This window comes from Streptomyces sp. NPDC039423 (assembly GCF_055598725.1).
The window spans coordinates 374,782-396,904 of the sequence record NZ_JBVKAH010000002.1 but is presented as its reverse complement, the minus strand read 5'-3'; the positions used below and the strand labels follow the sequence as shown (position 1 = coordinate 396,904).

Annotated in this window: 25 protein-coding genes; 11 read left to right on the top strand and 14 right to left on the bottom strand. The window is 72.9% G+C overall.

Annotated elements, in window-relative coordinates:
- Window position 1: 1 nt before the first annotated feature.
- The 3 genes from ACZ7LK_RS07845 to ilvA all read right to left on the bottom strand — a co-directional run bounded on the left by ACZ7LK_RS07845 (window position 2) and on the right by ilvA (window position 3,223).
- Complete coding sequence (locus tag ACZ7LK_RS07845) at window positions 2-853, bottom strand: ABC transporter permease (protein ID WP_392272337.1); 852 nt, start codon at window positions 851-853, stop codon at window positions 2-4.
- Window positions 850-1,830 (bottom strand): ATP-binding cassette domain-containing protein, encoded by a 981-nt coding sequence (locus ACZ7LK_RS07840; protein WP_392272338.1) that lies wholly within the window; start codon window positions 1,828-1,830, stop codon window positions 850-852. Before ACZ7LK_RS07840 ends, ACZ7LK_RS07845 begins: the two co-directional genes overlap by 4 nt.
- A gap of 163 nt (window positions 1,831-1,993) precedes the next feature.
- The gene (ilvA, locus tag ACZ7LK_RS07835; protein ID WP_471138974.1) at window positions 1,994-3,223 is read right to left on the bottom strand and encodes a threonine ammonia-lyase; all 1,230 of its coding nucleotides are present in this window, start codon (window positions 3,221-3,223) and stop codon (window positions 1,994-1,996) included.
- Between the two features lie 132 nt (window positions 3,224-3,355).
- Here ilvA and ACZ7LK_RS07830 point away from each other — a divergent pair, with 132 nt between their 5' ends.
- From ACZ7LK_RS07830 to ACZ7LK_RS07820, 3 genes are all read left to right on the top strand, one after another.
- Window positions 3,356-3,916, top strand: a complete 561-nt coding sequence (locus tag ACZ7LK_RS07830; RefSeq protein WP_392272340.1) for a MarR family winged helix-turn-helix transcriptional regulator — start codon at window positions 3,356-3,358, stop codon at window positions 3,914-3,916.
- Window positions 3,917-4,029: 113 nt separating this feature from the next.
- Window positions 4,030-4,533 (top strand): sigma factor-like helix-turn-helix DNA-binding protein, encoded by a 504-nt coding sequence (locus tag ACZ7LK_RS07825; RefSeq protein ID WP_471139565.1) that lies wholly within the window; start codon window positions 4,030-4,032, stop codon window positions 4,531-4,533.
- Window positions 4,530-4,784 carry a hypothetical protein gene (locus tag ACZ7LK_RS07820; protein ID WP_392272341.1) on the top strand — a complete coding sequence of 85 codons (255 nt, stop codon included), beginning with the start codon at window positions 4,530-4,532 and terminating at the stop codon, window positions 4,782-4,784. Before ACZ7LK_RS07825 ends, ACZ7LK_RS07820 begins: the two co-directional genes overlap by 4 nt.
- A gap of 83 nt (window positions 4,785-4,867) precedes the next feature.
- Here the strand turns inward: ACZ7LK_RS07820 and ACZ7LK_RS07815 are convergent, their stop codons facing one another.
- Window positions 4,868-6,022: a cystathionine gamma-synthase gene (locus ACZ7LK_RS07815; RefSeq protein ID WP_392272342.1), complete on the bottom strand. Its 1,155-nt coding sequence runs from the start codon at window positions 6,020-6,022 to the stop codon at window positions 4,868-4,870.
- Between the two features lie 60 nt (window positions 6,023-6,082).
- Between ACZ7LK_RS07815 and ACZ7LK_RS07810 the strand changes: the two genes are divergently transcribed.
- Window positions 6,083-7,192, top strand: coding sequence for a hypothetical protein (locus ACZ7LK_RS07810; RefSeq protein ID WP_392272343.1), 1,110 nt, complete (start codon window positions 6,083-6,085; stop codon window positions 7,190-7,192).
- Window positions 7,193-7,319: 127 nt separating this feature from the next.
- Window positions 7,320-7,991, top strand: coding sequence for a peptide-methionine (S)-S-oxide reductase MsrA (msrA, locus tag ACZ7LK_RS07805; RefSeq protein WP_392272344.1), 672 nt, complete (start codon window positions 7,320-7,322; stop codon window positions 7,989-7,991).
- A 17-nt stretch (window positions 7,992-8,008) separates the two neighbouring features.
- Here msrA and ACZ7LK_RS07800 read toward each other — a convergent pair whose 3' ends face one another.
- The 3 genes from ACZ7LK_RS07800 to ACZ7LK_RS07790 all read right to left on the bottom strand — a co-directional run bounded on the left by ACZ7LK_RS07800 (window position 8,009) and on the right by ACZ7LK_RS07790 (window position 10,388).
- A complete protein-coding gene (locus ACZ7LK_RS07800) occupies window positions 8,009-8,374 on the bottom strand; it encodes a DUF1330 domain-containing protein (RefSeq protein ID WP_392272345.1) in 366 nt (121 codons plus the stop codon).
- 189 nt (window positions 8,375-8,563) lie between these two features.
- Complete coding sequence (locus tag ACZ7LK_RS07795; protein ID WP_392272346.1) at window positions 8,564-9,829, bottom strand: L,D-transpeptidase; 1,266 nt, start codon at window positions 9,827-9,829, stop codon at window positions 8,564-8,566.
- Window positions 9,830-10,043: 214 nt separating this feature from the next.
- Window positions 10,044-10,388: a hypothetical protein gene (locus ACZ7LK_RS07790; RefSeq protein WP_471138968.1), complete on the bottom strand. Its 345-nt coding sequence runs from the start codon at window positions 10,386-10,388 to the stop codon at window positions 10,044-10,046.
- Window positions 10,389-10,494: 106 nt separating this feature from the next.
- Here ACZ7LK_RS07790 and ACZ7LK_RS07785 point away from each other — a divergent pair, with 106 nt between their 5' ends.
- Entirely contained in the window at window positions 10,495-10,779 is a 285-nt protein-coding gene (locus tag ACZ7LK_RS07785) for a hypothetical protein (protein WP_392272348.1), read from the top strand.
- Window positions 10,780-10,826: 47 nt separating this feature from the next.
- Here the strand turns inward: ACZ7LK_RS07785 and hutH are convergent, their stop codons facing one another.
- From hutH to ACZ7LK_RS07760, 5 genes are all read right to left on the bottom strand, one after another.
- Complete coding sequence (hutH, locus tag ACZ7LK_RS07780; protein ID WP_392272681.1) at window positions 10,827-12,368, bottom strand: histidine ammonia-lyase; 1,542 nt, start codon at window positions 12,366-12,368, stop codon at window positions 10,827-10,829.
- Window positions 12,369-12,442: 74 nt separating this feature from the next.
- Entirely contained in the window at window positions 12,443-13,681 is a 1,239-nt protein-coding gene (locus ACZ7LK_RS07775) for a GGDEF domain-containing protein (protein WP_392272349.1), read from the bottom strand.
- Between the two features lie 30 nt (window positions 13,682-13,711).
- The gene (locus ACZ7LK_RS07770; protein ID WP_392272350.1) at window positions 13,712-14,500 is read right to left on the bottom strand and encodes an enoyl-CoA hydratase/isomerase family protein; all 789 of its coding nucleotides are present in this window, start codon (window positions 14,498-14,500) and stop codon (window positions 13,712-13,714) included.
- 39 nt (window positions 14,501-14,539) lie between these two features.
- A complete protein-coding gene (locus ACZ7LK_RS07765; RefSeq protein ID WP_392272351.1) occupies window positions 14,540-15,709 on the bottom strand; it encodes an adenylate/guanylate cyclase domain-containing protein in 1,170 nt (389 codons plus the stop codon).
- Between the two features lie 128 nt (window positions 15,710-15,837).
- Window positions 15,838-16,701, bottom strand: coding sequence for a biotin--[acetyl-CoA-carboxylase] ligase (locus ACZ7LK_RS07760; RefSeq protein ID WP_471138964.1), 864 nt, complete (start codon window positions 16,699-16,701; stop codon window positions 15,838-15,840).
- A gap of 109 nt (window positions 16,702-16,810) precedes the next feature.
- Between ACZ7LK_RS07760 and ACZ7LK_RS07755 the strand changes: the two genes are divergently transcribed.
- On the top strand, window positions 16,811-18,418 hold the full coding sequence (locus tag ACZ7LK_RS07755) for an acyl-CoA carboxylase subunit beta (RefSeq protein WP_392272353.1): 1,608 nt from the start codon (window positions 16,811-16,813) through the stop codon (window positions 18,416-18,418).
- A 9-nt stretch (window positions 18,419-18,427) separates the two neighbouring features.
- Window positions 18,428-18,637: an acyl-CoA carboxylase epsilon subunit gene (locus tag ACZ7LK_RS07750; protein ID WP_392272354.1), complete on the top strand. Its 210-nt coding sequence runs from the start codon at window positions 18,428-18,430 to the stop codon at window positions 18,635-18,637.
- 3 nt (window positions 18,638-18,640) lie between these two features.
- On the opposite strand, the gene ACZ7LK_RS07745 is transcribed toward ACZ7LK_RS07750, so the two are convergent.
- Window positions 18,641-19,780 carry an SGNH/GDSL hydrolase family protein gene (locus ACZ7LK_RS07745; RefSeq protein WP_471138961.1) on the bottom strand — a complete coding sequence of 380 codons (1,140 nt, stop codon included), beginning with the start codon at window positions 19,778-19,780 and terminating at the stop codon, window positions 18,641-18,643.
- A gap of 68 nt (window positions 19,781-19,848) precedes the next feature.
- Between ACZ7LK_RS07745 and ACZ7LK_RS07740 the strand changes: the two genes are divergently transcribed.
- Genes ACZ7LK_RS07740 through ACZ7LK_RS07730 form a run of 3 tightly spaced genes read left to right on the top strand, consistent with a single transcriptional unit; the run spans window position 19,849 to window position 21,355 of the window.
- A complete protein-coding gene (locus ACZ7LK_RS07740) occupies window positions 19,849-20,511 on the top strand; it encodes a TetR/AcrR family transcriptional regulator (RefSeq protein WP_471138959.1) in 663 nt (220 codons plus the stop codon).
- Window positions 20,512-20,559: 48 nt separating this feature from the next.
- Complete coding sequence (gene mmpB / locus ACZ7LK_RS07735) at window positions 20,560-20,688, top strand: morphogenic membrane protein MmpB (protein ID WP_471138957.1); 129 nt, start codon at window positions 20,560-20,562, stop codon at window positions 20,686-20,688.
- Window positions 20,689-20,746: 58 nt separating this feature from the next.
- Window positions 20,747-21,355: a Maf family protein gene (locus ACZ7LK_RS07730; protein ID WP_392272358.1), complete on the top strand. Its 609-nt coding sequence runs from the start codon at window positions 20,747-20,749 to the stop codon at window positions 21,353-21,355.
- A 10-nt stretch (window positions 21,356-21,365) separates the two neighbouring features.
- Here ACZ7LK_RS07730 and ACZ7LK_RS07725 read toward each other — a convergent pair whose 3' ends face one another.
- Entirely contained in the window at window positions 21,366-21,827 is a 462-nt protein-coding gene (locus tag ACZ7LK_RS07725; protein WP_392272359.1) for a hypothetical protein, read from the bottom strand.
- Between the last annotated feature and the right edge of the window lie 296 nt (window positions 21,828-22,123).

The window sequence follows — 22,123 nt, the reverse complement described above, 5'->3', positions numbered from 1 at the left end:
CTCAGGCGGCCGAGCGGTACTTGCGCACCGCGAGCGTGCGGAACAGCGCGATGATCACCACCGACCAGATGACCGAGGCCCACACCGGGTGCTGCATGGGCCAGGCGCTGGAGGTGGAGACGCCGGGGTTGCCGAACAGCTCCCGGCAGGCCTGCACCGTCGCGCTGAAGGGGTTCCACTCGGCGACGTGCCGGAGCCAGGGCGTCATCTGGGACGAGTCCACGAACGCGTTGGACACGAACGTCACCGGGAAGAGCCAGATCAGCCCGCCGGACGTGGCGGCCTCGGGCGTACGCACGGACAGGCCGATCAGCGCGCCGATCCAGGAGAACGCGTACCCGAGGAACAGCAGCAGCGCGAACGCGCCGAGCGCCTTCGGCACGCCCTCGTGGATGCGCCAGCCGACGAGCAGCGCGACGATCGCGAGGACGACGACGGTGAGCGCGGTCTGGACGAGATCGGCGAGCGTCCGCCCGGTGAGGACGGCCCCGCGGGCCATGGGCAGGGACCGGAACCGGTCGATCAGGCCCTTGTGCATGTCGTCGGCGATGCCCGCGCCGGCTCCGGCGGTGGCGAAGGTGACGGTCTGCGCGAAGATGCCGGCCATCAGGAAGTTGCGGTAGACGCTGGGGTCGGTGGTGCCGCCGATGTTCATGGAGCCGCCGAAGACGTAGCTGAACAGCACCACGAACATGATCGGCTGGATCAGCCCGAAGATGATCATCTCGGGGATCCGGGACATGCGGATCAGATTGCGGCGGGCGACGACGAGGGAGTCGGCGACCGACTGCGCGATGCCGCCGCGCGGCCTGGGCGCGGCGAGCCGGGGGGTGGTGTCGGACACGGCGCTCACTTCGCGGCCTCCTTGCGGTCGCCGTCCTCGTCCGTCCGCTCGGCGACGTGGCCGGTCAGTGAGATGAACACGTCGTCGAGGGTGGGACGGCGCAGGCCGATGTCGTCGATCTCGACGCCCCGGGTGTCCAGCTCGCGAATGACCTCGGCGAGCAGCTTGGCGCCGCCGGTGACCGGGACGGTGAGCTTGCGGGTGTGGGCCTCGACGGCGACCTCGCCCTTGCCGAAGCCGGTGAGGACGGCGCGGGCGGGGTCGATCTGGTCGGGCTGGTGCACGACGACCTCGACGCGCTCGCCGCCGGTGCGGAGCTTGAGCTGGTCGGAGGTGCCGCGGGCGATGACCTTGCCGTGGTCGACGACGCAGATGTCGTCGGCCAGGTGGTCGGCCTCCTCCAGGTACTGGGTGGTCAGCAGCAGGGTCGTACCGCCGGCGACCAGTTCCTGGATGACGTCCCAGAGCTGCTGCCGGTTGCGGGGGTCGAGCCCGGTGGTCGGCTCGTCCATGAACATCACGGGTGGCGACACCACCAGCGCGGCGGCGAGGTCGAGGCGGCGGCGCATGCCGCCGGAGTACGTCTTGGCGGGCCGGTCCGCGGCGTCGGCGAGGTGGAACCGCTCCAGCAGCTCGCCCGCGCGCGCCTTCGCGGCCTTGCTCCGCATCTGGTAGAGCTGGCCGACCATGTGGAGGTTCTCGCGGCCGGTGAGGTACTCGTCCACGGCGGCGAACTGCCCGGAGAGGCCGATGGCCCGCCGGACCTCGTTGGGGTGCTTGAGGACGTCGATGCCCGCGACGACCGCCCTGCCGCTGTCGGGCCGGAGCAGCGTGGTCAGTACGCGCACCGCGGTGGTCTTGCCGGCCCCGTTGGGGCCGAGCAGCCCCAGGACGGTCCCTTCCGGGACGTCGAGGTCCACTCCGTCCAGAGCCCGTACGTCGCCGAAGGTCTTGACCAGACCCTCGGCGTGGATTGCGCCTGGCATGTGGGTCTCCCGTTGATGGGGTGAGTCGCTACCCAAAGCGTAGGGACGCCGGACGCCCACCGCCCGGCAATTGTGTGACTGACGCCACACCCTAACGCGATACTCGCGTCCCACAACGGGTCCGGCCCCGGTATGCGGGAGCCTCGTGCCGGTTCCGGGAGCCTCAGGGCATCACGGTGTAGCCCGCGTCCCGCAGGGCCGAGGCCACCTCCCGGCAGTGCTCGGGCCCCTTGGTCTCCAGGTGCAGCTCCACCTCGACCTCCGTCAGGCCCAGCCGCGGGTCGGTGCGGACATGGCCCACGTCCAGGACGTTGGCGTCGGCGACCGACAGCACGCCCAGTAGCGTCGCCAGGGCGCCCGGGCGGTCCGTCAGACGCAGGCGGAGGCTCAGGTACCGGCCCGCCGCCGCCATGCCGTGGCGGAGGATCCGCTGCATCAGCAGCGGGTCCACGTTCCCGCCCGACAGCACCGCCACCACCGGCCCGGTGAACGTGTCGGGCGCGGCCAGCAGGGCCGCCACCGGACTCGCCCCGGCCGGTTCCACCACCAGCTTGGCCCGCTCCAGGCAGAGCAGCAGCGCCGACGAGAGCTGGTCCTCCGACACCGTGCGCACCTCGTCGACGAACTCCTCGACGATCCCGAACGGCACGTCCCCGGGCCGCCCGACATGGATGCCGTCCGCCATCGTGGGGGCGGTGTCGATCACCAGCGGGTGACCCGCCGCCAGCGAGGGCGGGTACGCGGCCGCCGCCTCCGCCTGTACGCCGATCACCTTGACGTCCGGCCGCAGGGCCTTCACCGCCACCGCGATGCCCGCCGCCAGCCCGCCGCCGCCGATCCCGACGACCACGGTCCGCACCTCGGGGCACTGTTCGAGGACCTCCAGCCCCACCGTGCCCTGCCCCGCGATGACGTCCCGGTGGTCGAAGGGGTGGATGAACACGGCGCCCGTGTCGTGCGCGTACTCCTGCGCCGCCGCCAGCGTCTCGTCGACCACGTGGCCGTGCAGCCGCACCTCCGCCCCGTACTCCCGCGTCGCCGCCACCTTCGGCAGCGGGGCACCCACCGGCATGAACACCGTGGACCGCACACCCAGCAGGGACGACGCCAGCGCGACGCCCTGCGCGTGGTTGCCGGCCGACGCCGCGACCACCCCGGCCGCCCGCTCCTCCGGACGCAGCCCCGAGATCCGCACGTACGCGCCCCGCAGCTTGAACGAACCGGTGCGCTGGAGGTTCTCGCACTTGAAGTGGACCGGCGAGCCGACCAGCCGCGACAGATGGCGGCTGCCCTCCATCGGGGTGGTCCTGGCCACCCCGGACAGCATCTTCTGCGCCCCGCGGACGTCGTCGAGGATGACCGGGTGTGAGGGGCGTGGCCTACCGAAGCTCATGACGCCCAGTCTCGCAGCTCATCACGTTCGTGCAGCGCCGGTATAAAGGCGCACGGAGCCGCGTACTCTGTCCCCCACCAACCGACCACCACCGCACGAGAGAGCCCCGCAGCCATGCCCACATCTCAGGACATGACGACTCCTGCGCCTGTCTCCCGGGGGACCGCCCCCGAAGCCCCGGGTGACCACGGTCTCCTCGATGCCCTCCAGCACCAGGTGGCCGTCTTCGCCCGCCGGGCCGAGCAGACCCGGCTCGGCGGCACCGGCCAGCTCCGCAACTCGATGGACCGCGCCGCCTACCTCCTCCTGAACCGCCTGGACCAGGAGGGCCCGATGGGCGTGAAGGCGCTGGCGGCCGGGATGGGCATCGACTCGTCCACGGTGACCCGCCAGGTCGCGCCGCTGGTCGACACCGGCCTGGTCAAGCGGACCTCGCACCCGGAGGACGGCCGTGCCGTCGTGCTCCAGCTCTCGCCGCGCGGGCAGGCCCGCCTGGAGGAGGTCCGCTCCTCCCGGCGCGAGCTGATGGCGCAGGTGACCGACGGCTGGACCGAGACGGAACGCGCGTCGTTCTGCACCCTGCTCACCCGCTTCAACTCCGCGCTCTCCGCCCGGCAGGCCGGGCTGCCCCCGGCCGAGCGCGAGGCGGAGCGGGAGCCGGAGCGGGACACGGAGAACCCTCCCGCCTCTTGACCCGGGCCGGGCGCCTGGCCTGATATGAGGACGTGCGAGAGCAGCGGCGTCATCAGGCCACGGCGCAGCTCCACCGCGCCCGCGGCCGGGACGCCCGGCTCCGGGACGCCCCGGTGCCCGACACCCGGGACCGGGACTTCGAGGCGTTCGTGGCGGGCGCGGCGGGCCGGCTGCTGCACGCCGCCACACTGCTGACCGCCGAGCCGCCCGGCCGCGCCCCGCGCGCCGGGGCCCTGCTGACCGCCGCCCTCGCGGCCACCTACGCCCGCTGGGACCGGCTGCGCGGCGAGGACCCGTACGACCTCACCCGCCGCGAACTGGCCACCCGTTTCGCCCGTGCCGCCTGGCGCTTCCACCGCCCGTACGGCGGGCTCCTGTCGCGGCTCACCCCGCTGGAGCGGCTCGTCGTGGTGCTGCGCCTGTACGAGGGCGTCGCCGAGGAGCAGACGGCGGCGCTGCTCGGGCTCCCGGAGGAACGGGTCCGGGCGACCTGCGCCCGTTCGGTGGCCGTCCTGCGGCACGCACCGCGCGGATCCGGCACACCGCACGGGGCGGGCGCCTCCGCGCCGGGCGCGCCGGGCGCAGGCGCGCCCGGTCCGCCGCGGGGTGCCCCGTGAGCGGCTACGACCGCAAGGAGGACGAGGTCCGGCGGCTGCTCGACGCCCCGGCCCACGTCCCCGTCCCGCCGGACCTGCTGCCCCGCGCGATCGGCCGCGGCACCCGCGTGCGGCGCCGGGCACGGGTGCTGCGCCGCGTCCTGTGGGTGCTGCTGACCGCGGCGGCGGTGGCGTTCGCGGTGTGGGCCTCGGTCGCCGAGCCGTGGCACGTACCCCCGTCGCGGGTCACCCCGCCCTTCGAGGGCTGGTGACGCGGCCGCCACCGTCCCGGCGACCCGGCCGCCACCGGCCCTTCCCGGGCCGTTCCGTGCGGATCCGTGCCGTTCCGTGCCGGCTAGCCCAGCGCCTGGCGGAGGTCCGCCAGCAGGTCGTCGGCGTTCTCGATGCCGACCGACAGGCGCACCAGGTCGCCCGGGACCTCCAGCAGCGAGCCCGCGACGCTCGCGTGCGTCATCCGGCCCGGGTGCTCGATCAGCGACTCGACGCCGCCCAGCGACTCGCCCAGCGTGAAGAGCCTGGCGCGGTTGCAGACCTCGACCGCCGCCTCTTCGCCGCCCTGGACACGGAAGGAGATCATGCCGCCGAAGGCGCGCATCTGCTTGGCGGCGACCTCGTGGCCGGGGTGCTCGGGCAGGCCCGGGTAGAGGACGCTGGTGACCTTGGGGTGGCGGGTCAGCATCTCGGCGACCCGGGTGGCGTTCTCGCTGTGCCGGTCCATGCGGACGGCCAGCGTCTTGATGCCGCGCAGCACGATCCAGGAGTCGAACGGGCCGGCGACCGCGCCCATCGCGTTCTGGTGGTACGCCAGTTCCTCGCCGAGCGTCTCGTCGGCCGTCACCAGCGCGCCGCCCACGACGTCGGAGTGGCCGCCCATGTACTTGGTCAGCGAGTGCACGACGACGTCCGCGCCGAGCGCCAGCGGCTGCTGGAGGTAGGGGCTGGCGAAGGTGTTGTCCACGACGAGCTTGACGCCCGCCGAGCGGGCCACGTCCGCGAGCGCCGCGATGTCGGTGATGCCGAGCAGCGGGTTCGACGGCGTCTCGACCCAGATCGCCTTCGTACGGTCGGTGATCGCGTCCCGTACCGCCGCCGGGTCGGAGGTGTCGGCGACCGACCACTCCACGCCCCACCGGGCGACGACCTTCGCGAACAGCCGGAACGTGCCGCCGTAGGCGTCGTTCGGGATGACCACGTGGTCGCCGGGGGCCAGGAGCGTCCGCAGCAGGCAGTCCTCGGCCGCGAGGCCGGAGGCGAAGGCCAGGCCGCGCCGGCCGCCCTCCAGCGCCGCGAGGTTCTCCTCCAGCGCCGTACGCGTCGGGTTGGCGCTGCGGCTGTACTCGTAGCCGCCGCGCAGGCCGCCCACACCGTCCTGCTTGTAGGTGGACACCTGGTAGATGGGCGGGACGACCGCGCCGGTCAGCGGGTCGGCGGTGTTGCCCGCATGGATGGCGCGGGTCTCGAAGTTCTGGTGGGTGTGCTCGTCGCTCATGAGGTCCGAGCGTAGTCGCGGGCGGCCGTTCGCACCGGACGCGTCCGGGACAATGTGCGTATGGAGATTCTCTGGTTCCTGTTCACGGTGGGCATCATCGGCGTCGTGCTCGTGCCGTGGCTGATGCGCCGTCGCGCCGGCGGCGGCATCCGCCTGGTGGAGCCCGGTGCGCCGGACGCCGCCGATCCCGGTGCGTACGGCTTCGTGCGCCAGGAGCACCTCGACGTACGCATGCCGGGACCGGACGAGGACCTCCTGGCCGTGCTGGACGTGGTGCAGCGCACCCAGGACTGGCGTGCGGCGTCCCAGCTTCTGGCCGGTACCGACAAGGACGACGAGGAGCGGTGGCAGCGGGTGCAGGCGTTCGCGGGCGCCGCGGCGCTGGAGCTGGCGCGGCAGCCGGGAACCGGCGCGGCGTGGCTGCGGGCCTGGCGTGCCGAGAAGCCGAAGGACCCGGGCGGGGCGCAGGTGTACGCCGAGTTCCTGGTGCAGCAGGCGTGGCGGTCGTCGTCCGCGGGCGCCGACGACTTCCGGATCATCCTGGAGGAGGCGCGCACGGTCTGCGAGGAGGCCGCGCTGCTCGCGCCCGGCGACCCGGTGCCGTACATCGTCGAGCTGGCCGTCGCGCGGGGCCTGGGGTACCCCCACGAGCGGTTCGACCAGGTGTGGGCGAAGATCATCGACCGGGCGCCGCGGCACATGGGCGCGCACCTGGCGGCCCTGCACTACTGGTGCGAGAAGTGGCACGGCTCCCGGAAGGACGCCGACCGGTTCGCGACGGCGGCCGCGGCCCGTGCCCCCCAGGGGTCACTGCTGGCGGCGCTGCCGCTGTTCGCGGTCTTCGAGCACCTGCCGGAGGTGGCGATGGTGCGGGACTTCTACGGCACCGAGGTGGTGTCGAAGGCCATGGAGGGCGCGTTGTACGCGGTGCACTCCGCCCGCCCGGACGACCCGATGCTCGCCCACGTCCGCCATCTCCTGATCCACTTCCTGGTGGGGGCGGAGCGCTGGTCGGAGGCCATGCACCAGCTCGTCCACGTGGACGGTCACATCGGCGCGCTGCCGTGGACGCTGAGCGAGGACCCGGCGGCGCAGTACGCGGTGTACCGCGCGCTGGCGGTCGCGGGCTACGAGGCGAACGGCGGCAGCCCGGCGACGCTCCCCCACTGACCCGCCGGTGCCGCCCCGTTCCGGCCCGCCCGTGGACCGGCCGGAACGGGGTGGCCGTGGAATGCGGGCCGGCACCGGGACGTTGTTCGGGTGCCGCCCCGGCGTCGCCGCAGAAGGAGACCCAGTCATGCTGTTCGGCCGTACCCCCGTCCTCCCCACCCCCGACGAGGCCCTGCGCGGCCGTCCGGAGCCCGGGTTCACCGTGCCCTCGCGCCACACCGTGCTCGGCAACCCGCTCCTGGGTCCCTACCCGGCCGGCCTGGAGGTGGCGGACTTCGCCCTCGGCTGCTTCTGGGGCGCGGAGCGGAAGTTCTGGCAGACCGAGGGCGTGTGGACGACGCTCGTCGGCTACCAGGGCGGCTACACCCGCAACCCCTCCTACGAGGAGGTCTGCTCCGGCATGACGGGCCACACGGAGGTCGTCCGCGTGGTCTTCGACCCGTCCGTGGTGTCCTACGCCGCGCTCCTCAAGCTCTTCTGGGAGTCCCACGACCCCACCCAGGGCTTCCGCCAGGGCAACGACGTGGGCACCCAGTACCGTTCGGCGGTCTACACCCACTCCCCCGCCCAGGCGGCCCGGGCCGAGTCCTCCCGTACCGCCTACCAGCAGGTCCTCACCGGCTCGGGGTACGGCACGATCACCACGGAGATCCTCCCCGCCGCCGACCGCGTCTTCTACCCCGCCGAGCCCTACCACCAGCAGTACCTGGACAAGAACCCCGGCGGCTACTGCGGCATCGGCGGTACGGGCGTGAGCTGCCCCATCGGCGTGGCCAAGGCGCCCGCGCCGGACGCCTGAGACGCCCGGAGGGCCCCCTAGGGGGTGTCGCCCGGCCCGGCCCCGGCCGCGCGGAGGAGCGCGGCCGTGGCGGCGGGGTCGTAGCCGGGGCCGACGCCGTCGATGAGGAGGACGTCGCCCTCCATGTGCCGGGTGCGGAGGGGGAGGAGCCGCTGGTAGGGCTCGGAGTCGTACCAGTCGCGCGCGTGGTCCAGGGAGGGGAAGCCGATGATGACGAGGGCGGAGCTCCACTCCCCCTCGCGGACCTCCCTGGCCGGGGCGCCGTGCACCAGGAAGCGGCCGCCGAAGGGGTCGAGGGTGTCCTGGATGCGCTCCATGTAGGTGAGGACCTCGTCGTCGAGCACGGCGACGGGTCGCAGGTTGGCTATGGCGTAGGCGGGCACGGGGTCCTCCTCGTCGGTGCGGATGACCCCATCCTCCGGGTGTACGTCCCCGGGGTCGATGACCTCGGAGGTCATCGGACGGTCGCGGCGGCGGAGCGGTGACGAGGTCGCCGGGGCGCGGGGGGACCGGGTACGCCGAAGGCGGCGGGCCTCCGTGGGGAGGACCGCCGCCTTCGGTGTGCGAGGGGGTCAGACGGCCGAGCCGGCCTTCCACTCCGCCCAGCTCATGTTCCAGCCGTTGAGGCCGTTGTCGGGGGCGATGGTCTTGTCCTTGGAGTTCTTGACGACGACCACGTCACCGACGATCGAGTTGTCGTAGAACCACGCAGCGGGCTGGCTCGGGTCGCCCGCGCCCTTGGCGTCGTTCAGGCCCACGCAGCCGTGGCTGGTGTTGACGTTGCCGAAGATGCTGTCGGAGCCCCAGTAGTTGCCGTGGATGAAGGTGCCCGAGGTGGACAGCCGCATGGCGTGCGGCACGTCCTTGATGTCGTACTCGCCCTTGCCGTCCTTCTTGGTGAAGCCGACCGTCGAGCCGTCCATCCGGGTCTCCTTGAACTTCTCGGAGATGACCATCTGGCCGTTGTAGGTCGGGTTCTCGGGCGCGCCGGCGGAGATCGGGATGGTCTTGACCGTCTTGCCGTCCTGGGTGACCGTCATGGTCTTGGCGGCGGCGTCGACGGTGGAGACCTGGTTGCGGCCGATGGTGAAGGTGACGGTCTTCTGCTGGACGCCGAAGACGCCGTCGGAGCCCTCGACGCCGTCGAGGTCGAGCTTCAGCGTGACCTTGGAGCCCTCGGCCCAGTAGTTCTCGGGGCGGAAGTCCAGGCGCTGGCTGTTGAACCAGTGGCCGACGACCTCCTGGCCGCTGCTGGAGGACACGGTGATGCCGGACTGGACGGCCTTCTTGTCCGTGATCGGCTTGTTGAAGTTGATGGAGACGGGCATGCCGACGCCGACCGTGGAGCCTCCCTCGGGGGTGTAGTTCCCGATGAAGCTGTTCTCCTTCGACACGGTGGTGAAGGAGGAGTTCTCATGGGCCTCCCGGCCCTCGGAGTCCTTGGCGGTGACGGCGATCTTGTAGGTGGTGGCCCGCTCGAGCTGCTCGCCGGGGGTCCAGCTCTTGCCGTCGGCGGCCATCTCGCCCTTGATGGTCTTGCCGTCCGGGGAGGTCATGGTCACCTGCGTGAGCGTGCCCTCGCTGACGGTCACCTTGGCGTCGTCGTTGATGCCCGCGTTCTGCGCGCCGTTCTTCGGGGTGATCGTTATTCGGGCCTGGGAGGCGTCCTTGGCCGCCGCCGCGTCGACCTGGGACTGTGACGTCTTCGAGCCGTCGGAGGCGTCACCCTTGTCCTCACCGCCGCTGCAGCCGGTGAGCACCAGTACGCCGCCGAGCAGTGCGGACGCGGCCGTCAGGCCTTTGCGCCGCTTGCTGTCCGTCATCACACGCTTCTCCATCGTCGCCGAACCCCTGCCAACTGTCTCAACAACACCCATAACAACCCGTCCGGTTCCACATCAGGCATGGATGTGGGGAACACCACTGATCGACGCGTGAGACGGGCCGCCGGTTCCCGATCCCCCCTGAGGTATACGGACGCCTGCCGGGCGGGCGCCCGGGCCCGCCCGCGCGACGGCGGTCCGGGACCCGGGGCGTGACGGAGGTCACACGTTACGGCCGTACCTCGTCGAAGTGGTCGTCCTCATCATCCTCCTCGTCCAGGTCCCACATCTCCGCGTCGGGGTCGTGGTCGACCTGTTCGCTGGTCCACGACGCCTGGGCGAGCTCGACGCCCGGCACCCGGTCGATCAGGTCCACCGGCTCCACGAGGTATGCGAGAGCTTCCGCTTCGTCTTCTCGTACCGCGGACCGGGCGTGTGTACGCTCCTCGTCCGGCATGAATTCGTCGGCCTCCACGCGCTCCAGCGCGGCTCCGGTGAGTTGATCGTCGTCGGTCACTTCCAGCAGCAGTTCCACCCGAAGGCGCACATACCGTGATGTCTCAGCAGGGCTCATATGACGGAGCGTAAGCCGCCGGGGCCCGCGACTTTCCTGCGACCCGCTGTGTTCATTAGCATCGGCGCAACCACCAATTCTCGGTTCCGCAAGGGGATCTGAATCTGTGTCCGTCGCACGTCGACCGCTGCTGACCGCCACCGCCGCCGGGACTCTGCTCTGTGCGCTGTGGTTCGTCCCTTCGGCCAACGCCACCGTCGAAACACCACCGGCGGAGCGGCACGGAACGAGAACGTCCGTCGTACCGGCCGCCGAGGGCCAGGACCTCGCGCTCGCCGACACCGGCGGCGTGGACACCACCCCGTACCTGATCGCGGGCACGGCCTTCCTGGGGATGGGCACGGGCCTGGTGGCCTTCGCCGTACGACGCGGGGCGCACACCGTCCTGTGACGGCGTGCGCCCCGCGCGTGGGTGTCATGCCCTGACCGGGCCCCTGGTCAGGCCAGCGGGCCGGTGACCTTCTCGACGGCCTCGACGAGCTTGCCCTCGCGGACGAACGCGTCGGCGGCGTCCAGGTCGGGGGCGAGGAAACGATCCGGCCCGGGGCCCTGAACGCCGGCCGCGCGCAGCGCCTCGATGGCGGCGCGGGAGGCGGGCGCCGGGGTGAGCCCCTCGCGCAGCTCGATGGCCCGGGTGGCGGCGTACAGCTCGACGGCGATGATCCGGCCCAGGTTGCCGACGGCGGTGCGCAGCTTGCGCGCGGCCGACCAGCCCATGGAGACGTGGTCCTCCTGCATGGCGGAGGACGGGATGGAGTCGGCGGACGCCGGGACGGCCAGCCGCTTCAGCTCGCTGACCAGGGCGGCCTGGGTGTACTGGGCGATCATCAGGCCCGAGTCGACGCCCGCGTCGTCGGCGAGGAAGGGCGGCAGGCCGTGCGAGCGGTTCTTGTCCAGCAGCCGGTCGGTGCGCCGCTCGGCGATGGAGCCGAGGTCGGCGGCGGCGATGGCCAGGAAGTCCAGGACGTAGGCGACCGGCGCGCCGTGGAAGTTGCCGTTGGACTCGACGCGGCCGTCGGGCAGGACGACCGGGTTGTCCACGGCCGAGGCGAGCTCGCGCTCGGCGACGAGCCGGGCGTGCGCCATGGTGTCGCGGCCCGCGCCGGCGACCTGGGGGGCGCAGCGCACGGAGTAGGCGTCCTGGACGCGCGGGGCCTCGTCCTGCTGGAAGTGGCCGGTGAGGCCGGAGCCCTGGAGCACGGCGAGCATGTTCGCGGCGGCGGCGCCCTGGCCGGGGTGCGGGCGGATGGCGTGCAGCTCGGGGGCGAGCACCTTCTGCGTGCCGAGGAGGGCCTCCAGCGACAGGGCGGCGGTGATGTCGGCGCTCTTGTAGAGCTTGTCGAGGTCCGCGAGGGCCATGACCAGCATGCCGAGCATGCCGTCGGTGCCGTTGAGGAGGGCGAGGCCCTCCTTCTCGCGCAGTTCGACGGGCTCGAGGCCGTGCTCGGCGAGCAGCTCGCCGGCGGGGCGGACGCGGCCGTCGGGGCCCTCGGCGTCACCCTCGCCCATCAGGGCGAGCGCGCAGTGGCTGAGCGGCGCGAGGTCGCCGGAGCAGCCGAGGGAGCCGTACTCGTGCACGACCGGGGTGATCCCGGCGTTGAGCAGGTCCGCCATGGCCTGGGCGACCTGGGGGCGGACGCCCGTGTGGCCGGAGCAGACGGTCTTCAGCCGCAGGAACATCAGGGCCCGCACGACCTCGCGCTCGACGGGCGCGCCCATGCCGGCGGCGTGCGAGCGCACGATGTTGCGCTGGAGCTGGGCGCGCAGCTCGGGGCTGATGTGCCGGGTGGCGAGCGCCCCGAAGCCGGTCGACACGCCGTAGACGGGCTCGGGCTTGGCGGCGAGGGCGTCGACGATCTCACGGGCCTTGGCGAGCGCGGCGAGCGCCTCCGGGGAGAGCTCGACACGGGCGTTGCCGCGGGCCACGGCGATGACGTCCTGAGCGGTGGTGCCGGACGTCCCCACCACGACTGTGTGCATATCCATATTCAGCAGCGTACGGACTGAATCCCAACGTGTCACTACCTCGGCCGCCAGGAGCCCCTTACGCCCCGTCAGGCCGCCGGGCCGGCCGGCGCGGGCGGCTCCCCGCGGGATTCGGGGGGAGCCTCCGCAGCGGGGACGTCGGCGGGTCCGGGGAGCAGGTTCGGCGGCGCGGGGGCGTCCCGGAAGCTGCGGCGGTCCCGGGCCGCCACCGGGGGGTGGTCCGCCAGGGCGATGACCGTACCGTCGCGGCCCGCCACCACCGGCTTGGGCGACCGGGCGGCCTTGGCCCGGTACTGGGCCGCGTCGGCCAACCGGAACAGCCGGCGCGCGGACCGCACCGGCCCGATCGGATCCCCGGTCGACGCCACCCCGCACGCCACGCCCTCGCCCAGCTCCAGATCACCGGCCCGTGCGCACAGCTCGTCCGCCGCGGCCACCACCTCGTCCGCCTCCGGCCCCACCGACACCAGGCAGAACTCGTCACCGCCCAGCCGCGCCGCCAGCGCGCCCGGCAGCATCGCCCCGCAGTACGACAGCACCGAACCGAACCGCTCCAGCAGCCGGTCCCCCACCGCGTGCCCATGGGTGTCGTTGACGCGCTTGAGGCCGTTCAGGTCGCACACCACCAGCGAGACCACCGTCCCGTCGGCCAGTGAGCGCTCGACCGCCTCGTCCAGCCGCATGTCGACCGCCCGGCGGTTGGCGAGCCCGGTGAGCGGGTCCGTGAAGGCCAGCTTGCGCACCTCCTCCAGCCGCTCGGTCTGCGCGATCCCGGCCGCGACGACCGAGGCGAGGACGGTCGCGAAGTCCGCGTCCCGCCGGTCGAACACCGGCGCCCCGGCCCGCCGGGCCACGTACAGCTCGCCCCAGGCCCGCCCGTGCATCACTATCGGCGCCACCACGCAGCAGCCCCGCCCGCGCCGCCGCAGCGCCGCCACCCGCCCGCGCAGCGCCGTGTACGCCGGGTCACCGGCCGCCTCCGGGCCCTCGGCCGTCTCGACCCAGGCATTCGGCTCCCCGCCGCCCGCCCACCGCTCGTGCAGGAACTCGGTGATCTCGGAGAACTGGTGCACCGGGTAGGTCTCGGCGTCGGGGAACTCCTCCTCGCCCGGCGCGCGCTCGCCCGCGTTCACCAGCACCTTGAGCCGGCCGAGATCGCGCTCCCACATCGAGAGCGCGGCGAACGTCCCGCCGAGCGCGTCACGCGCCCCCAGCGCGGCCGCCCGCCACGTCTCGCGCGGCGTGTGCGCCGACGCCATGGCCTGCGCGAGCGCCACTACAGCGCGTAGCCGGACATCCTCACCCATTCCTCAAGCTTAGGGAGCATCCACAACTTTTCACTCCCCGGGCCACTCCGGCTTCCGCTTCTCGTTGAACGCGGCCACGCCCTCGGCCCGGTCCCCGGAGAAGGCCACCGACCGCCACGCGGCGTCCTCGACCTCCAGGCCCGCCCGCAGGTCCAGCCCCTGCCCCAGCCGCATGGCCCGCTTGGCGGCCCGCAGCCCGACCGGCGAGTTCGCGGCGATCCGGGCGGCCAGCTCCAGGGCGCCGTCCCGTGCGTCGTCCACGAGCTGGTCCACCAGCCCCAGGGACACCGCCTCGGCCGCCGCCACGCGCCGGGCCGTGAACACCAGCTCCGCCGCCCTGGCCGCCCCGACCCGGCGCGGCAGGAGCTGCGTACCCCCGCCACCGGGGATCACGCCCACCGACACCTCGGGCAGCCCGACGACCGCGGTCGGGTCGGCGACGATCAGGTCGCAGGCGAGCGCCAGCTCGAACCCGCCGCCCAGGGCGAAGCCGTGCACGGCGGCGACCGTCGGCATCGGCAGCTCCAGCACCCCGGTGTAGGCGCCGCGCGCCACCGGGCGCTGGCGCACCAGCTCGGCGTCCGTGAAGGAGTTGCGCTCCTTGAGGTCGGCGCCGACGCAGAACGCCTTGTCGTTGGAGGAGGTCAGCACGGTGACCCGTACCGACGGGTCGGCGGCGAGCGCCTCGCAGGCGGCCCCGAGGGAACGGGCCATCTCCGTGGAGACGGCGTTCATGGCCTTGGGCCGGTCGAGCACCAGCTCGGCGACGTGGTCGTGGTGACGAACGGCGACGAACTCACCGAAGCGCTGCTCGGACATGCGTGACACACCCTCCCGGTTAACGAACGTTAGCGACCGCTATCCGGGGATCTTAGGCTCCCGCCGCGTCAGCAGCCAGGGCTCGATCACCCCGAGCCCGCGCACCGGCCGCTGCCACATGGGCTGGAGCGCGAACCGGTACTTCGACGAGCCCGCCGGCGCCTCGCCCTCCTTCTCGGCGCGCGCCGCCTCCTCGGCCGCCCGCGCCTCCGACTCCGGAGCCTCGCCGGTGCGCGCCAGCTCCTCGGCGAACGCCCCGTCGACCAGGACCGCGTCCTTGGGCGCTATCGAGGTGAGCCGGCTCGCCAGATTCACCGTCGTACCGAAGACGTCGCCCATGCGGGTCGTGACGGTGCCGAAGGCGATGCCGACGCGCAGGGCGGGCATCGTCTCGTCGTGGGTGAGGGTCTCGATGAGCCGCAGCGCGATCTCGGCGGCCGTACCGGCGTCGTCGGCGGCGTACAGCACCTCGTCGCCGAGGGTCTTGATCAGCCGCCCGCCGTGCGCGGCCACCAGGTCGGCCGAGGTCGTCTCGAACGCCTCGACCAGCTCGCCGAGCTCCTCCTCCTCCAGCCGGCGGGTGAGCCGGGTGAACCCGACGAGGTCCGCGAAGCCGACCGCGAGGCGCCGGTCCACCATCTCCTCGTCGTCGGCGGCCTGCACCACCCGCCCGGTCGCCGCGGCGAGCTGCCGCCGCCACACGTACACCAGGAACTCCTGGAGCTCCGGCAGCAACAGCTCCACCAGGGGATACGTCACTTCGGTGCGGGTCATACCGGGCTCGGGCGGCTCGGTCAGGCCCTCCAGGAAGGAATCGATCTGCCATTCGGCCAGCCGGGCGGTGGTCTGGCCGGTGGACCGGGCCACCTGCACCGCCATCGGCTCGCTCAGCAGGCCCGCCTCGACCAGACCGGCCAGCCGCCGCAGCGCCAGCACGTCCGCCTCCGTCAGCGCCTTGGCCTGCCCGATGTCGGCGAAGCCCATGGCCCGCCAGAAGCGGGAGGCCAGGTCCATGGAGACACCGGCGGTGCGGGCCGCCTGGAAGGGCGTGTAGCGGCGGTCGGCGCCGAGGATGAGCTGTTCCAGCCGGATGGCCAGGGGGTCGTCGGTCGGCTCCGCCGTGTGGTCGACGACATGGTGGGGGGTGGGGTACTCCGCCCCGCTCGGCCCGGACCCGGACCCGTCCGAGTTCGCGTCGTCGACGGTCACCGGCCGCCTCCTGCCCGTTCCCTGCGCACTGTCCTGCCGATCTGTAGCTGGATCGTCGTCCACGATACGGCAGGTGTGCCCTGGCTCACGTCCCGGCGGCCGAGCGCGTTGGGGCCCGCCGCCCGCTTTCAGCCCACCGGGCGCAGGTGCACGACGTCGCCCGCGCCCACCGCCTCCCGTTCCGCGCCGGGCGGCGCCACCACCAGGCGGCCGTCGCCGTCGATGGCGACCGCCTCGCCGGTGAGGGCCCGCCCGCCCGGGAGTTCGGCGCGGACGGTGCGGCCGAGGGTGGCGCAGCCGGCCGCGTACGCCTCCTGGAGCCCGGAGGCCGCCGGGTCGCCGTCGGCGGCGGTCCACCGGCCGTACCAGTGCTCCAGGGAGCGCAGGACGGCGCGCAGCAGGGGGTCGCGGTCGGTGGAGACCGCGTCGGCGAGGAGGAGGGAACCGGCGGTGGGGACGGGCAGCTCGTCCTCGCGGAGCGTGACGTTCAGTCCGATGCCGACGACGACGCCGTCGTCCCCGGCGCGCTCGGCGAGGATGCCGCCGGCCTTCCGTTCCTCCTTGCCCGCGTCGCCGGCCACCGTGACCATCAGGTCGTTGGGCCATTTCAGTGCCATGTCCGCACCGGCGGCGCGGGCCAGGCCGGTGGCGGCGGCGACGCCGGTGAGCAGGGGGAGCCAGGCGAGGCGGCCGATCGGGACGCCGGGCTTGAGGAGGACGGAGAAGAACAGGCCGGAGCGCGCGGGGGCGGACCAGGTGCGGTCGAGCCGACCCCGCCCCGCCGTCTGCTCCTCGGCCACCAGGACCGCGCCCTCGGGCAGGCCGGCGGCGCGGGTGGCGAGGTCGGAGTTGGTGGAGCCGGTGGCGCGGACGATGTCGAGCGAGGTCCACAGTCCGCCGGGCCGGAGCAGGGCGCGGCGGAGGGAGGGGGCGTTCAGGGGCGGTCGCTCGAGGTCCGACCACGGACTCGATGGACCATGTGAGGGCGTCATGCAAGCCAGCGTAGGTGTGGTAAACACCGCACTGCCGAACGGTATCGCCGCCGATACGCTACGGGTCAGTAGCCAACGAACCCGTGACCAGGCAGGGAGCCGCATCCCGATGTCCGAGCCGGCCAAGCCCCAAGAGCCCCAGAAGATCGACATCCATACGACCGCGGGCAAGCTCGCGGATCTGCAGCGCCGTATCGACGAGGCGACGCACGCGGGCTCCGAGCGCGCCGTCGAGAAGCAGCACGCGAAGGGCAAGTTGACGGCCCGGGAGCGCATCGCCCTGCTGCTGGACGAGGATTCCTTCGTCGAGCTGGACGAGTTCGCCCGGCACCGTTCCACCAGTTTCGGTCTGGAGAAGAACCGTCCGTACGGAGACGGTGTGGTCACCGGGTACGGCACGGTCGACGGCCGCCCGGTGGCGGTGTTCTCCCAGGACTTCACCGTCTTCGGCGGAGCCCTCGGCGAGGTGTTCGGGCAGAAGATCATCAAGGTGATGGACTTCGCCCTGAAGACGGGCTGCCCGGTGATCGGCATCAACGACTCCGGTGGCGCCCGCATCCAGGAGGGCGTCATGGCCCTCGGCATGTACGGCGAGATCTTCCGCCGCAACACCCATGCCTCGGGCGTGATCCCGCAGATCAGCCTGGTCGTGGGCCCGTGCGCGGGCGGGGCGGTCTACTCGCCCGCCATCACCGACTTCACGGTGATGGTCGACCAGACCTCGCACATGTTCATCACCGGTCCCGACGTCATCAAGACGGTGACCGGCGAGGACGTGGGCTTCGAGGAGCTGGGCGGCGCCCGGACGCACAACTCCACCTCGGGCGTGGCGCACCACATGGCCGGGGACGAGAAGGACGCGATCGAGTACGTCAAGTCGCTGCTGTCCTACCTGCCCTCGAACAACCTGTCCGAGGCGCCCGCCTTCCCGGAGGAGGCGGATCTCGCGCTGAGCGACGAGGACCGCGAGCTGGACGTCCTCATCCCGGACTCGGCGAACCAGCCGTACGACATGCACACCGTCATCGAGCACGTCCTGGACGAGGGCGAGTTCCTGGAGACGCAGGCGATGTTCGCGCCGAACATCGTCACCGGCTTCGGGCGGGTGGAGGGCTACCCGGTCGGCATCGTGGCCAACCAGCCGATGCAGTTCGCCGGCTGCCTGGACATCGACGCCTCCGAGAAGGCCGCCCGGTTCGTGCGCACCTGCGACGCGTTCAACGTCCCGGTCCTCACCTTCGTGGACGTACCGGGCTTCCTGCCGGGCGTGGGCCAGGAGCACGAGGGCATCATCCGGCGCGGCGCCAAGCTGATCTACGCGTACGCCGAGGCGACCGTCCCGCTGATCACGGTGATCACGCGCAAGGCGTTCGGCGGCGCGTACGACGTCATGGGCTCCAAGCACCTCGGCGCCGACCTCAACCTGGCCTGGCCGACCGCGCAGATCGCGGTGATGGGCGCGCAGGGCGCGGTGAACATCCTGCACCGCCGCACGATCGCCGAGGCCGCGGCCGAGGACGTCGAGGCGACCCGCGCGCGGCTGATCCAGGAGTACGAGGACGCCCTGCTCAACCCGTACACGGCGGCCGAGCGCGGCTACATCGACGCGGTGGTCATGCCGTCCGAGACGCGTACGCAGATCATCAAGGGCCTGCGTCAGCTCCGGACGAAGCGGGAAAACCTGCCCCCGAAGAAGCACGGCAACATCCCCCTCTAAGGAGCCCCCATGATCAAGGTTCTGCGGGGCAACCCGACCCCCGAGGAGCTGGCCGCCGCACTCGCGGTGGTGCGGGCGCGTGCCGCCGCGTCCGCCGCGGCGGCCTCCGGCGGCCCGGTGCCCGTCCCCGAGGGCTGGTCGGACCCGGCGAGGATCGCCCGGAGCCGCCGCCCGGAGCCGGGCCCCCGGTCCTGGACGCGGTCGTACTGGCCCGTGTGACGGTCACAGCAGGGCCACGACGGCCTCCGCCATGACGCGGTACCCCGCGTCCTCCGGGTGGAGGCCGTCGTCGTACGCGTACGCGGGGTTCAGCCGGTCCGGGTCGGCGGGGTCGGCCAGCAGCCGCCGCACGTCGAGGACCGCGTCGAACTCGCCGGACTCGCGCATCCAGTCGTTGACCTCGGCGCTGACCTTCGCGGCCCGCGGGCCCCAGTGGGTGGTGCCCTTGAACGGCGGCACGGTCGCGCCGACGATCCGCACGCCCCGGGCGTGGGCGGCCCGTACGAGGGTGCGGTACCCCCCGATCAGGTCGGCGGCCGTCCGCACCGGGGCGGGCAGGTAGGTCGGCTGGTCGCGGGCCTCGCTGAAGCCGATGTCGTTGAGCCCCTGGAGCAGGACGACGGTACGGACGCCGGGCAGGTCGAGGGCGTCTCGGTGGAACCGGGCCGCGGAGCGCTCGCCGTACCAGGCGGAGTCGGCGAGCAGCAGGTTGCCGCCGATCCCGGCGTTGAGCACCGGGTGGCCGACGCGCTCGGCCAGGGCGTCGGACCAGCGGCGGTCCGCGTTCGGGGTGGAGCCGAAGCCGTCCGTGAGGGAGTCTCCGAACAGGACGACGCCCCCGGGCGCCGCCGCGGTGCGCACGTCGACGCCGGTCAGGTAGTACCAGGACTGCGTGATGGCCCCGGTGAACGGCTCGCCGGTGGTGTCCTCGCGGTGGTCGCCCTCGGCGCGGTACGTGTCGGTGAAGCCCTGGGCGTGGAAGGTGGCGGGGCCGGTGGTGCCGGCCAGGTGCAGGGTGACGGTCACCCGGTCCAGGCGCCCCACGGCCAGCGGGACGGCGTCGCTCTCGGCCTGGGCGTGCGCGGGTATGTCCACGGACGGCTCCCCGCCGAAGGTGACCCGCCGCGTGGTGCCCGGCCGGACGGCCGCGCCGGTGCCGGCGAGGGCGACGGTGGCGCCCGTGACGGCCAGCGGTGAGGTGCCGTACGCGTTCGACAGGCGGATCCGGAGCCGGTCGCCGGCGGCCGTGACGCGCACGACCTGACGGACGGTGTGGCCGGAGAAGCCCTCCTGCGACCAGTTGGGGGTGAAGCCGGTGGAGGGAAGCTGGGGGGAGGCGGTCCAGGCGGCGGTCCAGTACATCGGCACTCCTCATGGGACTGGCGTTCCGTTAAGCTGGCTCCCCGACCGTAGCACCGTCGAACCGCTAAATGAAACGGGAGTCCCATTTGGAATCCGCGCCCGGCACCTCACCCGGCACCGTCCGCCCCGGCGGCCGCACCGCCAAGGTCCGTACCGCCGTGCTCCGCGCCACCGAGGAGGCCCTGGCCACCGAGGGTTTCCACGCGCTGAACATGGACCGGATCGCCGGCGACGCGGGCGTCGGCAAGACCACCGTCTACCGGCGCTGGGGCTCCCCCACCGGGCTGGTCGCCGACCTGCTGCGCGACATGGCCGAACGGTCCGTCCCCGCCTCGGACACCGGTTCGCTGGAGGAGGACCTGCGCGCCAACGCCGGTCTGGTGACCGGGACCCTCACCGACCCGCGCATGGGCCCCGTCTTCCGGGCCGTCATCGCGGCGGCGGCCTGCGACGAGGAGTGCGCCACCTCCCTGCGCGGCTTCTACGAGACCCGCCTCGGCGCATGGGCCGCCGCCGTCGCACGGGCCGTCGACCGCGGCGAGGCCCCGCCCGGCACCGACCCCGTCGAGGTCGTCCGCGCCGTCTCGGCACCGCTCTACTACCGCTTCGCGGTCAGCCACGAGCCGCTCACGGCGGCCGACGGCGAGCGGGCGGCCGCCGCCGCGCTGGCCGCGACCCGCGCGGGGGTTTTCGCCCCGCGCCGGCCCGCCCCGGGCACCCCCGGCGCTTGAGTACGCGTACTCAGGCGCCGGGCGGGTCCCCGGCAGCAGGATCGGAGCATGCTGTGGTCCGACCCCGAGAACGAACCCCCCGAAGAGATGCGCGACATGCAGGCGAAGCTGCGCCGCGCGGGGATCCTGCTGGCCCTCGCGATGGTGCTGGCGATGTTCGCGGTGGGCCTGCGCTGACCCCGGCACCCCGGGCCGGAACCCCGGCCGCCGGGGCGTTTTCCGTACGATGGCGCCCATGACCGATGCTCGGCGCCGCCGCCTCGTCCTGGCCTCCCAGTCCCCCGCCCGCCTCAATCTGCTGCGCCAGGCCGGGCTCAGCCCCGAGGTGATCGTCAGCGGGGTCGACGAGGACAAATTCACCGCCCCCACCCCGGCCGAACTGGCACTCGCCCTCGCCGAGGCCAAGGCCGCCCACGTGGCCGCCAAGCCCGAGGCGAGCGGCGCGCTGGTGATCGGCTGCGACTCGGTGCTGGAACTGGACAAGCAGGCCCTGGGCAAGCCCGCCGACGCCGAGGAGGCCACCGCCCGCTGGAAGGCCATGCGCGGCCGCGCCGGCATCCTCCAGACCGGCCACTGCGTCTACGACACCACCGCCAAGCGGTACGCCTCCGCGACCGCCTCCACCCTGGTCCGGTTCGGCGACCCCACGGACGAGGAGATCGCGGCGTACGTCGCCAGCGGCGAACCCCTCCACGTGGCGGGCGCGTTCACCCTCGACGGCCGCTCGGCGCCCTTCATCGACGGCATCGACGGCGACCCCGGCAACGTCATCGGCCTGTCCCTGCCGCTGCTGCGCCGCCTGCTGGCCGAGCTGGGCGTCGCCATCACCGACCTGTGGGGCTGACCCGCCCCGCTCACGCCGGTGCGACGCCGCCCTCCCGCGCGGGCGGTGCGGCGTCCTCCGGCGGCACGGCCGGCTCGTCCTGCGGCGCGTAGAGCACCAGCGACGCCACCACCAGGGCGAGCACGACCATCAGGCAGGCGAACGCGGCCCAGCCGACCAGCCCCACGGCCACCGCGCCCAGCACCCCGTGCGTGATCGCACAGGAGATCAGCACGATCCGCACGGCCCGGCCCGGGGTGCGGTCGCGCACCCCGAGGAGCACCAACAGCACCCCGCACAGCGCCACGTACGCCCCGAACACCGCGCCCATCACCCAGATCGCCGTGACCATCAGGTCCGGGTCGAGACCGTCCAGCGACATCCGCTGACCGCCCATGACCTCGGCGAGCACCATGTGCAACAGCACCAGCCCCACCGCCTCCAGGACCAGCACGATCCCGGCCGCCAGCGCTATCGGTCTGCGGGCCACCATGGGCGCTCCCCTGCCTGTTACCTGCCCCGACGAGTCCGTACGAACGACAGCGCGCAGGCTACTGACTGGTAAACGTAGGGACAAGGGTTCTGACCGGGCGGCAAAGAATCATTCGGCCATTCGTAGGGACTCCACAAAGAAACGGGATACCGCGCTGGCCGGGAAGACAGAGACCTAGACCACACCCCAGGGTTACTGTTCCGTCAAGAAGCCCTGCGTAACGTGGTGCGACAAGGGATTTCACGACTCCACTACGCCTCGAATCACGCTCCGTGTGGGCAAGCTCACCATTGGGG